Raw genomic sequence first — 14,212 nt, 5'->3', positions numbered from 1 at the left:
CGGACTTAGCTCACGCCAAGTCCTATCTCGCTTCCCTCCCCACAAGGGGGAGGGCGGGTCCCGTCGTTGTGGGCTGCCCTACGCGATCTCGAATTCGCACCAGTGGCGATAGGGCCGGTCGGGCGAATAGATCACGCTGGGGAAATGCGGGTTGTTGACCGCGTCGGCCAGGGCCTGGTCTTCAAGGCAGAAGCCGGCATGCTTCTTGTAGGTCTTGCCATTGAGGCCCGGTACCGGAATGTCGGTCCAGACCCCATTATAGACCTGCACGCCCGGCCGGTCGCTCCAGAGCCGCAGCGTCAGCTCCTTGCCCGGCGACACCACGGTGGCGATCGGCTCGCTCGTGCTGCGCCCGGTATCGAGCACCATGCCGATATCATAATCCACCGGCTGGCCGGCGGCGTCGCGCATGGTGCGCGGCTGCCTGAGGTCATAGATCGTGCCGCGTGAGGGCAGGATGGCGCCGGTCGGCGCGAGATCGGCGCCCAGCTCGGTATAAGCGCTCGAATTGACCTGGATGGTGTGGTCGAGCACGTCGTCACTCGTGCCGAGGTTGAAATACTGGTGCTGCACCAGGCTGATCGGCGTGGCCTGATCGGTCGTGGCGGCCAGCTCGAGCCGCAGCCGGTTGCCCCTCAGCGTATAGGTGGCCGAGAAATTGACATTGCCGGGATAGCCCATGGCCCCGTCCGGGCTGAAATGGGTGAAGCGGACGGTATTGTTGGCCTCGTCAACCTGCCCGTCCCAGACCTGCCGCCCCAGGCCTTCGTCGCCGCCATGCAACTGCAGGTCGCCGACATTGGCAGCCAGCTTGTAGGTCTTGCCATTGAGCGCAAAGGACGCGCCCTTGACTCGGTTGGCGACACGCCCGGCCAGCGAGCCGAAATGCGGGCTGTGCTGGGGATAGGCGTCGAAATTGTCAAAGCCCAGCACCACCGAGCGTTCGCCACCGGCCACCGGCACGCGCCAGTCGCGCACCACGACGCCATAGGAGATCAGATCGACCGTGACGCCCGTGTCGCTGACGAGGCGAAACTGGTCGACCCGCTTGTCTTTGAAGGATCCGAATGTCGATACCGCAATAGCCATGGCCGCCCCCGTATTTTGCGGGAACGTGTAGCCTGCTTCGTCGCCTGCCTGCAACGATGCACTTGACCTTTCGGTGGCGCCTGCCAAAGCTCATGGCAAATGCGTGGGGAGCCAGCGTGAACGAAATCGGTCTGAGACGCCGGGCTACGGTCCATGATGTGGCGCGCGCCGCCGGCGTTTCGCTGGCCACGGTGGACCGCGTGCTCAATGGCCGTCCAGGCGTGCGCGCCGCCACGGCCGAACGGGTCGAAGCGGCCATTGCCGAGATCGGTTTCCAGCGCGATCTGGGCGCGTCCCTGCTGGCGCGGGCCCGTGATCTCAAGCTCACCTTCATCATCCCGGACGGCTCCAACGAGTTCATGGCCAGCCTCGCCGACGCCATCGATCGCCGTCGCGATCCGGCTCTGGCCGACCGCATGCATATCGAAACTCGCCGCATTCGTGCCCTCGATGCCGATGCGCTGGCCCGGAGCCTGGACGCGCTCGATATCAGGCACTGCGATTGCGCCATCATCGTCGCCAGCCAGGAACCCTCGGTGCAGACAGCCGTCGACGGCGCCACGCGGCGCGGCATCGCCATCATGACGCTGGTCTCGGACCTGCCAGGCACGCTGCGCCGGCATTTCATCGGCATCGACAACGTCGCCGCCGGCCGCACCGCCGCCTCGCTGATGGGGCGCTTCCTGCCCCAGGGTGGCAAGGTGGCCGTCATCGCCGGCTCGCTCCATCTGCGCGATCATTCCGACCGGCTGGCCGGCTTCCGCGCAACCCTGGCGGCCGATTTCCCTGATGTAGAGCTGATCGGTCCCATCGAAGGCCACGACGAGCGCAGCGAAACCGAGGCCATCGTCGCCGACCTGCTCGCGCGGCATGGCGAACTGGCAGGGCTCTACAACCTGGGCGCCGGCAATGCCGGCCTGGTTGCCGCGCTTGAGGCCTCGCATCGCTTTGGTGCCATCCGCGTCATTGTCCATGAGCTGACCGACTCCACCCGTCGGGGCCTCAGATCGGGCGCCATCGACGTGGTTCTCGATCAGAATCCGGATGGTGAAATCCGCGAGGCCATCGCCGCCGCGCGCAGCCTGGCGCTGGGAGGCAGTGGCACTGCTGCAACCGACCCCATTGAAATCGGTATTTTCCTGCGCGACAATCTGCGCTAAGAAACCGGCCAATCATCACACCGGCGGGCCCGAAAAATGGGCTGGGAGGACGTTCAGATGTTGTTGCTATCCGTTCATGAGGTACGTGCCTCATGACCTATCTGGGCATTGATATCGGCACATCGGGCGTCAAGGCGCTGCTGATCGACGAGCATGGCAGGGCCCTGGGCGACGCCTCTGCCGCCTCCGTCGAGCCCGTGCGGCCGCATCCGGGCTGGTCCGAGCAGAACCCGGCCGACTGGTGGAATGCGACGCTCGCAGCGGTCGACAAGCTGAGGGCATCCCACCCGTCCGAGCTGGCTTCCGTGCGCGGCATCGGCCTGTCCGGCCACATGCATGGCGCGACCCTGCTGGGCAAGAATGACGAAGTGCTGCGCCCGGCCATTCTCTGGAATGACGGCCGCTCGGCCGCCGAATGCAAGGAAATGGAAGCCGCGCTCCCCACTCTGCGGCAGCTGGCCGGCAATATCGCCATGCCCGGCTTCACCGCGCCCAAGATCGCCTGGGTGCGCAAGCACGAGCCACAGGTCTTCGACCAGATCGCCAAGGTCCTGCTGCCCAAGGCCTATGTGCGGCTGCTGCTGACAGGCGAATATGTGGAAGACATGTCCGATGCGGCCGGCACGCTCTGGCTCGATGTCGCCAGGCGCGACTGGTCCGACGAACTGCTTGCCGTCACCGGCCTCGATCGCAGCCACATGCCGCGCCTGGTCGAAGGCTCGGCGCCATCGGGGTCACTGAAGCGCGACCTGGCGCAGCGCTGGGGCATGGATGCCAATGTGGTGGTGGCCGGCGGTGCCGGTGACAATGCCGCCTCGGCCTGCGGCATCGGCGCCATCCGTCCGGGCGAAGGTTTTGTCTCGCTGGGCACGTCGGGCGTGCTGTTCGTCTCCAACGAGCGCTTCAGCCCCAATACCGAGGGCGCCGTGCATGCCTTCTGCCATGCTATCCCCGATACCTGGCACCAGATGGGCGTGATCCTATCGGCGACCGACTCGCTCAACTGGCTGAGCAAGATCACCGGCCAGAAGCAGGCCGAGCTGTCGGGCGCCGCCGAGGCGCAGTTCACCGGGCCGGGCGAGGAAATCTTCCTGCCCTACCTCTCGGGCGAGCGCACCCCGCACAACAATGCCGGCGCGCGTGGTTCCTTCGTCGGCCTCAGCCATTCCACCGACACGGCCAAGCTGGCCCAGGCGGTGATGGAAGGCGTGACCTTCGCCTTCCGCGACAGCCAGCGCGTGCTGGCCGATGCCGGCACCAAAATCGACCGGCTGCTGGCCGTCGGCGGTGGGTCCAAATCCGCCCTCTGGCTGAAAATGATCGCCACCAATCTCGACATGGAAATCGCCCTCCCCGAAGACGGCGATTTCGGCGGTGCGCTGGGCGCCGCCCGGCTTGGCCTCTGTGCCGCCGAGGGCGCGAGCCCCGCAACTGTCATGACCATGCCGCCAATAAGAACCGTCATCGCGCCCGACAGAAGCCTGTCGGCCGCCTATTCCGACCAATATGCGCGTTATCGCGCGCTCTACCCCGCCATCGAGGAGGCACATCAGTGACTGATTTTTTCAAGGGCATTTCGCCGGTCAAGTATGAGGGTGCCGACAGCACCAACCCGCTGGCCTACCGCCACTACAACAAGGACGAAATCGTCCTCGGCAAGCGGATGGAAGACCATATCCGCCCCGGCGTCGCCTATTGGCACACCTTCGCCTGGGAAGGCGGCGACCCGTTTGGCGGCCGTACCTTCGATCGCCCCTGGTATGACAAGGGCATGGAAGGCGCCAAGCTCAAGGCCGACGTGGCTTTCGAGCTGTTCGACCTGCTCGACATGCCCTTCTTCTGCTTCCATGACGCCGATATCGCCCCCGAAGGCGCGACGCTCAAGGAATCCAACCGCAATGTGCGCGAGATCGGCGAAATCTTCGCCCGCAAGATGGAAACCAGCCGCACCAAGCTGCTCTGGGGCACGGCAAACCTGTTCTCCAACCGCCGCTACATGGCTGGCGCCGCAACCAATCCGGATCCGGAAGTCTTCGCCTATGCCGCCGGCCAGGTGAAGAACGTGCTGGAGCTGACCCACGAACTGGGCGGCGCCAACTATGTGCTGTGGGGCGGCCGCGAGGGCTACGAAACCCTGCTCAACACCAAGATCGGCCAGGAACAGGACCAGATGGGCCGCTTCCTGCACCTGGTCGTCGAGCATGCCGAGAAGATCGGCTACAAGGGCCAGATCCTGATCGAGCCCAAGCCGCAGGAGCCGAGCAAGCACCAGTATGACTTCGACGTCGCCACGGTCTATGGCTTCCTCAAGAAGTATGGCCTCGAAACCAAGGTGAAGTGCAATATCGAGGTCGGCCACGCCTTCCTCGCCAACCACTCCTTCGAGCATGAACTGGCCCTGGCCGCATCGCTGGGCATTCTGGGTTCCGTCGACGCTAACAGAAACGACCTGCAGTCCGGCTGGGATACCGACCAGTTCCCCAACAACGTGCCGGAAACCACGCTCGCCTTCTACCAGATCCTCAAGGCCGGCGGCCTGGGCTCCGGCGGCTGGAACTTCGACGCCAAGGTGCGCCGCCAGTCCATCGATCCGGCCGACCTGCTGCATGGCCATATCGGCGGCCTCGACGTGCTCGCCCGCTCGCTCAAGGCAGCGGCCGCCATCATCGAGGACGGCACCTATGACAAGGTCGTCGACGCCCGCTATGCCGGCTGGCAGCAGAAGGGCGCCCAGGCCATGCTCAAGGGCGAACGTACGCTCGAAGAGATTGCCGCCTGGGTGGAAGCTGAGAATATCAACCCGCAGCCCAAGTCCGGCCAGCAGGAATATCTCGAAAACCTGATCAACCGCTTCGTGTGATCTTCGCGGATCGTCACCCTCGGGCTTGACCCGAGGGCACTTCACTTGAACGACCGCACCGCAAATTCAGAGCCCTCGGGTCAAGCCGAGGGTGACGCGGCGAGTGCGGCTGCTTCGTCAGGAACCGCTTATGCCACATACCGTCAGGCCCCTCGAAGCCGGTGACCGCACCGCATGGGCGGACCTGTGGCGGGCCTACCTGGCCTTCTACGAAACCGTGCTGCCCGAGGCGGTCTATGCCTCGACGTGGTCGCGCCTGCTCGATCCATCAGAACCCACCTGGGGCGCCTTGGCGCTCCAGGACGGGACCTCGGTGGGCCTGGTGCACTGGATCTATCACCGCACCAACTGGTCCATCGCCGACAACTGCTACCTGCAGGACCTGTTCGTCGCCCCCGATGGCCGGGGCCAGGGCCATGGCCGCGCGCTGATCGAGCATGTCGCCGCCGACGCGACGGCGCGGGGCTGCTCGCGGGTCTATTGGACCACCCACCGCACTAACAACACTGCCATGCAACTTTATGACCGTTTGGCCAGCGAGTCCGGTTTCCTGCAATACCGCATGACGCTGACCCCTTAGGATTTTGCCATGCCCCAGATCACCAACCCCATCCTGCCCGGCTTCAATCCCGACCCATCCATCCTGCGCGTCGGCGACGACTACTACATCGCCACCTCCACCTTCGAGTGGTTCCCCGGCGTGCAGATCCACCACAGCAGGGACCTCGCCAACTGGGAGCTGGTGACGCGACCGCTGACCCGCAAGAGCCAGCTCGACATGCGCGGCGACCCTGATAGCTGCGGCGTCTGGGCGCCCTGCCTCAGCCATGACGGCGAGAAATTCTGGCTGGTCTATACCGACGTCAAGCGCAAGGACGGCTCGTTCAAGGACGCGCATAACTACATCGTCTGGGCCGACACGATCGAAGGCCCATGGTCGGACCCGATCTATGTGAACTCGTCGGGCTTCGACCCGAGCCTGTTCCATGACGACGACGGAAAGAAGTGGTTCGTCAACATGATGTGGGACCACCGGCGCCGCCCGCTGCTGTTCGCCGGCATCGCGCTGCAGCAATTCGACCCCGTCGCCGGCAAGCTGGTCGGCCCGCGCACCAATATCTACCAGGGCACCGATCTCAAGCTGGTCGAGGGGCCCCATCTCTATAAGCGCAATGGCTGGTATTACCTGCTGACCGCCGAGGGCGGCACGGCCTATGACCATGCCTGCACCTTCGCCCGTTCGCGCACCATTGACGGGCAATACGAGACCCATCCCGACAAGCACATCCTCTCCTCCAAGGACGCGCCCTTCGCCGCCATCCAGCGCGCCGGCCATGGCGACCTGGTCGAAACGCCTGAGGGCAAGACCTACCTCGTCCATCTTGGCGGCCGCCCGACCACGCAGGAACGCCGCTGTGTTCTGGGCCGCGAGACCTCGATCCAGGAGGCGTACTGGGGCGAAGACGATTGGCTCTATGTCAAGAACGGCCCGGTACCATCGCTCCACGTCGAGGTGCCCGGCACGCGCGACGAAGGAAGATACTGGGCCGCGCAGCGCTATACGTTCGAGGCGGGCTTGCCGATTGATTTCCAATGGCTGCGCACGCCCGAGACCGAGCGGATTTTCTCCACCGAGAGCGGCAAGCTGCGCCTCCTGGGCCGCGAATCCATCGGCTCCTGGTTCGAACAGGCTCTGGTGGCCCGCCGGCAGACGCATTTTTCCTACGATGCGGAAACCGTCATCGATTTCTCGCCCACGGACGAACGCCAGTTTGCCGGCCTCACCGCCTATTACAGCCGCTATAATTTCTTCTACTTAACCGTCACCGCCCATGCCGATGGCCAGCGCGAGCTGCTGCTGATGAGCTCGGAAGTCAGCTGGCCCGATGGTAACCTGAAGTTCCCGGCAGCCCCGGTGACCATTCCCAACCAGGGCAAGGTCAAGCTGGCGTTGGAGATTCGCGGACCCAGCCTGCAGTTCTTCTATGCGCTCGAAGGCCAGGCTTTGCAGCCGATCGGCCCGGTGCTCGATGCCTCGATCCTGTCGGACGAATGCGGCGGCCACCAGGCCCATGGCAGCTTCACCGGCGCCTTTGTCGGTGTGGCCGCCAGCGACCTCAACGGCACCGCCCTGCCGGCCGATTTCGACTATTTCACCTATCGGCCGGTGAAGCATGAAACGGATCGGTACGAGATTTGAGCCGGTCCAACATCGCGATCGTCATCCTCGGGCTTGACCCGAGGAGACTTTACTTGCCGAGTACCAGGTAAGTGCAGAGCCCTCGGGTCAAGCCCGAGGGTGACGCGCGGTAGCAATGGCGCCACCTGGACACCCCTTTCACAATCTTCCGATCCATAGCGACAATCGGTCGCACTAGAGCTAAACTACCGGCGTTGCGGTTGCGAATTTCGCGCCGAACGCCTGGGGCAGCGCTGGCTCGAATTTCGGGACCTCCTGAAACGGAGACCCAAGGCCATGTCCAATTTCCACGTCATCGCGGGCGCCGGTTCCAAGCTCGACCTGCCGGTCATCCGCACCATCCACATCTCGGACCTGTTCGACGCCCTGCGCCAGGGCGCTGCCGATTTCTGGGAAAAACCCAGCCATTACGTCATGCTGGTGCTGATCTATCCCATCGTGGGCATCGTGCTGACGGTATGGATGAACGGCTATCACACCTGGCCCTTGCTCTACCCGCTGGTGGGCGGCTTCGCTCTGGTCGGGCCCTTTGCCGCCATCGGGCTCTACGAAATCTCCCGCCGCCGCGAACAGGGGCTCGATACCTCCTGGTCGCATGCCTTCGAGGTGCTGCGCTCCCCCGCCATTGGCTCGATTGCGGCCTTGGGCGTCATGCTGCTGGCGCTGTTCACCCTGTGGCTCACGGCGGCGCAGGGGCTCTATGAGAGCCTCTTTGGCTCCTCCCCGCCCCAGACGCTCGACGCTCTCATCGCCCAGGTATTCGGCGAACCTGGCGGCATGACCCTGCTGATCGCGGGCACCATGCTGGGCGCCCTGTTCGCGATGGTGACGCTCTGCACCACCGTCGTCGCCTTTCCGCTGCTGCTTGATCGCGATGTCGGCGCCTTCGTGGCCATCGAAACCTCGTTCCGCGTGGTGATGGCTAATCCGGTGCCCATGCTGGTCTGGGGCATCATTGTTGGCGCCGGCTTGTTCCTGGGCTCGCTGCCACTCTTTGTCGGCCTGGCGGTCGTCATCCCCATCTTCGGCCACGCCACCTGGCACCTCTACCGCAAGGTGGTGGAACCAGCGTCGATGATCCGGGGGAAGTGAGGGGGACCGCAATCCAGATCCCAGCACCCCCCCTCATCCGGCGCTGCGCGCCACCTTCTCCCGCAAGGGGAGAAGGTAACCGACTGAAGACGTCGTGTGGTCCGCCTTCTCCCCTTTGCGGGAGAAGGTGCCCGAAGGGCGGATGAGGGGGTAGCCGCGGCCTCCAAGCCATTGCCGCGAACGTGGGGGTAACGCGGCTCCAAGGTTGGATTTCCGGCGCGAACCCCCTAAGGTCTCGGCTTTCCCGCCGAGACCCCTTAGCCTGATGGACATTACGCCGATCGAACCCGCGCAGAGCCCGGCACTGACGCCGATGATGGCGCAGTATTTCGAGATCAAGGCGGTCAATCCGGGCTACCTGCTCTTCTATCGCATGGGCGATTTCTACGAGCTGTTCTTCGAGGATGCCGAGATCGCCAGCGCGGCTCTGGGCATCGTGCTGACCAAGCGCGGCAAGCATCTGGGCCAGGATATCGGCATGTGCGGCGTGCCCATCCATGCCGCCAACGACTACCTCAACAAGCTGATCCGGCTGGGCCACCGCGTCGCCATCTGCGAGCAGGTAGAGGATCCCAAGGAGGCCAAGAAGCGCGGCGCCAAATCGGTGGTCAGGCGCGAAGTGGTCCGTCTCATCACCTCAGGCACGCTGACCGAGGATGACCACCTCGATGCCCGCGCCTCCAATTTCCTCGCCGCCCTGGCCATGGTGCGCCATGGCGAGACCGATTTCGCCCTGGCCTGGGCCGATGTCTCGACCGGGGAAACCTTCACCGCCGATCTTGCTGCCGAGCAGTTGCAGGACGAGTTGGCGCGCATCGATCCGGCCGAGCTGCTGCTGACCGAGGCGACGCGGGCCACCCTGCTCGAGCGGCACCTGTTTGCCCCCGCCTGGGCCGGCATCACCCAGATCGCCCCCGCCGAGAGTTTTGACAGCGAGGCAGCCACAGCCAGCCTGCGAGCTGCGCTGCCGGGCAGCGTGTTCGACCCGACCGCCCTGTCCCGCGCCGCCCGGGCCGCCTTGGGCGCGGTCTTTGCCTATGTGCGCGAGTCGCAGAAGGGCGTCGGGGTGGCGCTGCGTGCCCCGGTTGCCGACAATGTCAGCCGCCACATGGCCATCGACCAGGCCACCCGCGCCAGCCTTGAACTGCACCAGACCCAGCGCGGCCAGACCAGCGGCTCATTGCGGCACGTGATCGATTTGACCGTCACTGCGCCCGGCTCGCGCCTGCTCTCGGCGCGCCTCGCCGCGCCCCTGGCTGATGCTGCCGCCATCAACGAACGGCTCGATGCGGTGAGCCTGCTGGCCAATGACACGCTGCTATCAGGCCGGCTCCGTGGCGATCTCAAGGCCGTGCCCGACCTTGCCCGCGCCCTGACGCGCCTGGCGCTCGATCGCGGCGGTCCCCGCGATCTGGCCGCCATCGGCAAGGCGGTCAGCGCGGCTGTAGCGCTGGCCCGGCATTTCGACGGTCTCGACGAAGCCCCTGCCATTCTCGCGCGGCTGGCACGGACCCTCGCCGCCGCGCCGCTGCCCCTGGCCTCCGAACTGGCTCTGGCGCTCGATGACGAGCTGCCGCTGTTCGCCCGCGACGGCGGCTTCGTGCGCAAGGGCTATGATCGGACGCTCGATGACGAGCGGGCGCTGGCCAGCGAAACCCGCGCCGTGGTTGCCGCCCTCCAGGCGCGGCTGATCGAGGAAACCGACCTCCGCTCCCTCAAGATTCGGCACAATGGCGTGCTGGGCTATTTCGTCGAGGTCCCCGCCGCGCACGGCACCAGGCTCCTCGAAGAACCGCATCGCCAGACCTTTATCCACCGCCAGACGCTGGCCAATGCCATGCGCTTCACCACCACGGAACTGGCCGATCTCGAGGGCCGCATCGCCCGCGCGCATGAGGCGGCGCTGGAGAACGAGCTCAAGGTCTTTGCGAGCCTGCGTTACGATGTGCTCAGTCGCACCGAGGCGCTGCGCGACCTCGCCGACGCCCTGGCCGAACTCGATGTCACCAGCGCCCTGGCCCACCTGGCCGCGACGCGCCGCTATACCAGGCCGGAGATCGACAATTCGCTCGCCTTCGCCATTTCCGGCGGGCGCCATCCTGTCGTCGAGGACATGGTGATGTCGGAGGGCCAGAGCTTTGTAGCCAATGATGCCGATCTCAGTGGTGATGACGCCATTGGCGGCGGTCGGCTCTGGCTGGTCACCGGTCCCAATATGGGCGGCAAATCCACCTTCCTGCGCCAGAACGCGCTCATTGCCATCCTGGCGCAGATGGGCAGCTTCGTGCCGGCGACGTCGGCGCATATCGGGGTCATCGACCGCGTCTTCTCGCGCGTCGGCGCCAGCGACGACATCGCGCACGGCCGCTCGACCTTCATGGTCGAAATGGTCGAGACCGCAGCCATTCTCAACCGCGCCACGAGGCGCAGCCTCGTCGTGCTCGACGAGATTGGCCGGGGCACGGCGACCTTTGACGGCCTCTCCATCGCCTGGGCGGCCGTGGAGGCCTTGCATGAAACCACCGGCTGCCGGGCGCTGTTCGCCACCCATTTCCACGAGCTCACCAGCCTCGCCAAGACGCTGACCCGGGTCAGCAATGTCACCATGAAGGTGCGCGAATGGGAGGGCGAGGTGGTGTTTCTCCACGAGGTGGGGCCAGGCGCGGCCGATCGCTCCTATGGCATCCAGGTGGCGCGCCTGGCCGGGCTGCCCGAGCCGGTCCTGGCGCGGGCTCGCCAGGTTTTGACCGTGCTCGAGCAGCGCTCGGCCGGTACTGCCTCTTCCAGCCAGAAGGCCAGCGTGCTAGACGATCTGCCACTTTTCGCGCATCAGCCGGCTTCACGCCCTGTTGAGAAAGACCCCGTACATATTGCGCTCGACGCCGTCCGACCCGACGAGATGACCCCCAAGCAGGCGATCGAAGTGCTCTACGAGTTGAAGAAAATCCGCGATGATGCTCGCCGAAGCTGAGGCAAGGCCGCGAAAACCGCTATTCACCCTCAAGTCCGCCGAGACCATTTTCGGTGAGCTCGATGCGGTAATCGGCGATGAAGCGCCCAAATCCTCCACGGCCCGCACCGCCGTCCTGGCGCATATCCGCAAGACCCTCGCCGAGGCCCGCAAGCAGGCCGAGGCCGAGCTCATCGCCTCGGGCAAGGGCACCCGCTGCGCCCAGAACCTGAGCGCCGCGCAGGACGAGATCATCGCCGCGGTGCACATGTTCGCCACCCGCCGCGTTTATCCGGTCGACAATCCCTCTGGGGCCGAGGCCATCGCCCTGTCGGCCGTCGGCGGCTACGGTCGCGGCACCCTGGCGCCCGGGTCCGACATCGACCTGCTGTTCATCCTGCCCTACAAGCAGACGCCCTGGGGCGAGCAGGTCACCGAATACATCCTCTACATGCTGTGGGATCTCGGCCAGAAGGTCGGCCACGCCGTCCGCTCGGTCGATGAATGCCTGCGCATGGCCCGTGCCGACATGACGGTGCGCACCGCCACGCTCGAAGCCCGCTTCGTCACCGGCGACCGCAGCCTGTTCGACAATCTCGTCTCGCGCTTCGAGACCGAGATCATGCCCCGCACCGGCCCCGAATTCATCGCTGCCAAAATGGCCGAGCGCGACGAGCGCCACAAGCTCATGGGCAATACCCGCTATGTGGTCGAGCCCAACATCAAGGACGGCAAGGGGGGGCTGCGCGACCTCAACACCCTGTTCTGGATCGGCAAATACTTCTACCAGGTCAAGACCTCGCACGAGCTGGTCGGCAAGGGCGTGCTTTCGGCCGCCGAATACCGGCTCTTCTACCGCGCCGAGGATTTTCTCTGGGCGGTGCGCTGCCACCTCCACTTCGTCACCGGCCGCGCCGAGGAAAAGCTGACCTTCGACATGCAGCCCGAGCTGGCCGAGCGCATGGGCTATGCCCAGCGCATCGGCATGCTGGGGGTCGAACGCTTCATGAAGCGCTATTTCCTGGTCGCCAAGGATGTGGGCGACCTGACGCGCATCATCTGCGCCAGCCTCGAGTTCAACCACGCCAAGGACATGGACCTGGTCGGCCGCGTGCTGGCGCCCTTTCGCTCCGGCAAGAGCAAGATCAAGGGCGAGACCGATTTCGTGCTCGATACCGGCCGGCTCAACATTGCCCGATCAGACGTCTTCGAAAAGGATCCGGTCAACCTGATCCGCATGTTCCTGGTGGCCGGCCGCGAACAGCTGCTGTTCCATCCCGATGCCATCAAGCATATCGCCCGCTCACTGCGGCTGATCGACAACAAGCTGCGGAACGACCCCAGGGCCAACGAGCACTTCCTGACCATCCTGACGGCGCCGCAATCGGTCGAGCGCATCCTGCGCCAGATGAACGAGAGCGGCGTGCTCGGCAAGTTCGTGCCCGATTTCGGCAAGATCGTCGCGCTGATGCAGTTCAACATGTACCACCACTATACGGTGGACGAGCACCTGATCCGCTCGGTCGGCGTCATGGCCGACATCGCCAATGGCGGCCTCCGCGACCAGCTGCCGCTGACCCATGAGCTGCTGCCCCAGCTCAACGACACGCGCCTGCTCTATGTTGCGCTGTTCCTGCACGACATCGCCAAGGGCAGGCCGGAAGATCATTCCATTGCCGGCGCCCGCATCGCCCGCAAGCTTTGCCCGCGCTTTGGCCTCTCGCCGGCCGAGACCGACACCGTTGCCTGGCTCATCGAATATCACCTGCTGATGAGCGAGATTGCCCAGGCCCGCGACATTCAGGACCCGGAAACCGCGCGGGCCTTCGCCGACGTGGTGCAATCGCCCCAGCGCCTGGCCTTGCTGATGATCCTGACCGCCTGCGACATCCGCGCCGTCGGCCCAGGCGTCTGGACCGGCTGGAAGGGCAGCCTGCTGCGGGCCCTCTATTACGCCACCGAACCGCTCTTGTCGGGCGGCCATAGCCAGGTCACCCAATCGGATCGCATCAACCAGGCACGCCAACAGCTGGCTCAGTCGCTCGAGGCTTGGCCGCCGGGCGATGTGGAAGCCTATGTCAACAGGCACTACGACCACTACTGGCTGCGCGCCGAACCCGAGCTGCAGCTCGAACATGCCCGCATGATCCGCCAGGCCGACATGGCCGGCGAGCCCTTTGCCGGCTCCATCCGCATCAAGGCCTTCGAGGGTATTACCGAGGTTTCTTTCTATACCCCCGACCATCCGCGCCTGCTGTCGCTGATTGCTGGCGCCTGCACCATGCAGGATGCCTCCATCATCGGCGCGCAGATCTTTTCCACGCGCGACGGCCATGCACTCGACACCTTCCGGCTGCGCCGCAGCTTTACCTCCGACGAGGATGAGAAGGTCCGCGCCACGCGCATCATCGATACGGTCAAGCAGTTGCTGCAGGGCAAGCGCACCATCCTGATCGACCTGGGCAAGGAAAGCCGCCACAACAAGCGTCTCAAGCCCTTTGCCCTGCCCGCGCAGGTCACGGTCTCCAATGCGCTCAGCGAGAAATTCACGGTCATCGAGGTCAGCGGCCTCGACCGCATGGGCCTGCTGCATTCGCTGACCCACCAGATTTCCGATCTCAACCTCACCATCGGCTCGGCTCATATCGGCACCTATGGCGAAAAGGCCGTCGACGTCTTCTACGTCACCGATCTGACCGGCCAGAAGATCATGTCCAAGCCGCGCCAGCGCAAAATTCACGACGCCTTGATGGCCGTGTTCCATCCGCGTGGCGAGGCCAAGGTGGCCAATGGATAAATCGGGCCTGTGGCCCCACCCCCTCCTGGCCTCCCCCATCAGGGGGGAGGTACCATCTTGTGGT

The 14,212-nt window shown here is 65.0% G+C and carries 9 protein-coding genes; 8 read left to right on the top strand and 1 reads right to left on the bottom strand.

Annotated elements, in window-relative coordinates; translation table 11 throughout:
• Positions 1-78: 78 nt before the first annotated feature.
• A complete protein-coding gene (locus IH615_RS02975) occupies positions 79-1,089 on the bottom strand; it encodes an aldose epimerase family protein (protein ID WP_291359672.1) in 1,011 nt (336 codons plus the stop codon).
• A 116-nt stretch (positions 1,090-1,205) separates the two neighbouring features.
• Between IH615_RS02975 and IH615_RS02970 the strand changes: the two genes are divergently transcribed.
• The 8 genes from IH615_RS02970 (at position 1,206) to IH615_RS02935 (ending at position 14,148) form a co-directional block, all read left to right on the top strand.
• Positions 1,206-2,249 carry a LacI family DNA-binding transcriptional regulator gene (locus tag IH615_RS02970; RefSeq protein WP_291359670.1) on the top strand — a complete coding sequence of 348 codons (1,044 nt, stop codon included), beginning with the start codon at positions 1,206-1,208 and terminating at the stop codon, positions 2,247-2,249.
• Positions 2,250-2,341: 92 nt separating this feature from the next.
• Entirely contained in the window at positions 2,342-3,805 is a 1,464-nt protein-coding gene (xylB, locus tag IH615_RS02965) for a xylulokinase (RefSeq protein WP_291359668.1), read from the top strand.
• Positions 3,802-5,109, top strand: coding sequence for a xylose isomerase (gene xylA, locus IH615_RS02960; RefSeq protein ID WP_291359667.1), 1,308 nt, complete (start codon positions 3,802-3,804; stop codon positions 5,107-5,109). The genes xylB and xylA overlap by 4 nt, the downstream gene beginning before the upstream one ends.
• A 130-nt stretch (positions 5,110-5,239) precedes the next feature.
• The gene (locus IH615_RS02955; protein ID WP_291359666.1) at positions 5,240-5,689 is read left to right on the top strand and encodes a GNAT family N-acetyltransferase; all 450 of its coding nucleotides are present in this window, start codon (positions 5,240-5,242) and stop codon (positions 5,687-5,689) included.
• Between the two features lie 9 nt (positions 5,690-5,698).
• Positions 5,699-7,309, top strand: a complete 1,611-nt coding sequence (locus IH615_RS02950) for a glycoside hydrolase family 43 protein (RefSeq protein ID WP_291359665.1) — start codon at positions 5,699-5,701, stop codon at positions 7,307-7,309.
• A gap of 276 nt (positions 7,310-7,585) precedes the next feature.
• Positions 7,586-8,401, top strand: coding sequence for a DUF2189 domain-containing protein (locus IH615_RS02945; protein WP_291359663.1), 816 nt, complete (start codon positions 7,586-7,588; stop codon positions 8,399-8,401).
• A 265-nt stretch (positions 8,402-8,666) separates the two neighbouring features.
• Positions 8,667-11,372 (top strand): DNA mismatch repair protein MutS, encoded by a 2,706-nt coding sequence (gene mutS, locus IH615_RS02940; RefSeq protein WP_291359661.1) that lies wholly within the window; start codon positions 8,667-8,669, stop codon positions 11,370-11,372.
• Positions 11,353-14,148 (top strand): [protein-PII] uridylyltransferase, encoded by a 2,796-nt coding sequence (locus tag IH615_RS02935; RefSeq protein ID WP_291359659.1) that lies wholly within the window; start codon positions 11,353-11,355, stop codon positions 14,146-14,148. Before mutS ends, IH615_RS02935 begins: the two co-directional genes overlap by 20 nt.
• The last annotated feature ends 64 nt before the right edge of the window (positions 14,149-14,212 follow it).

Origin of the sequence: Devosia sp. (assembly GCF_014860165.1) — a bacterium.
In the GTDB taxonomy this organism is placed as follows: domain Bacteria; phylum Pseudomonadota; class Alphaproteobacteria; order Rhizobiales; family Devosiaceae; genus Devosia.
Note: the sequence above shows the minus strand (reverse complement) of the source record. Positions and strands in the feature narration are given on the sequence as shown.

What these genes read in the sequence shown, in the direction of transcription:
- IH615_RS02975 (WP_291359672.1), bottom strand. Translation starts at nt 1,089, where the DNA reads ATGGCTATTGCGGTATCGACATTCGGATCCTTCAAAGACAAGCGGGTC.
- xylB (WP_291359668.1), top strand. Translation starts at nt 2,342, where the DNA reads ATGACCTATCTGGGCATTGATATCGGCACATCGGGCGTCAAGGCGCTG.
- IH615_RS02955 (WP_291359666.1), top strand. Translation starts at nt 5,240, where the DNA reads ATGCCACATACCGTCAGGCCCCTCGAAGCCGGTGACCGCACCGCATGG.
- IH615_RS02950 (WP_291359665.1), top strand. Translation starts at nt 5,699, where the DNA reads ATGCCCCAGATCACCAACCCCATCCTGCCCGGCTTCAATCCCGACCCA.
- IH615_RS02945 (WP_291359663.1), top strand. Translation starts at nt 7,586, where the DNA reads ATGTCCAATTTCCACGTCATCGCGGGCGCCGGTTCCAAGCTCGACCTG.
- mutS (WP_291359661.1), top strand. Translation starts at nt 8,667, where the DNA reads ATGGACATTACGCCGATCGAACCCGCGCAGAGCCCGGCACTGACGCCG.
- IH615_RS02935 (WP_291359659.1), top strand. Translation starts at nt 11,353, where the DNA reads ATGATGCTCGCCGAAGCTGAGGCAAGGCCGCGAAAACCGCTATTCACC.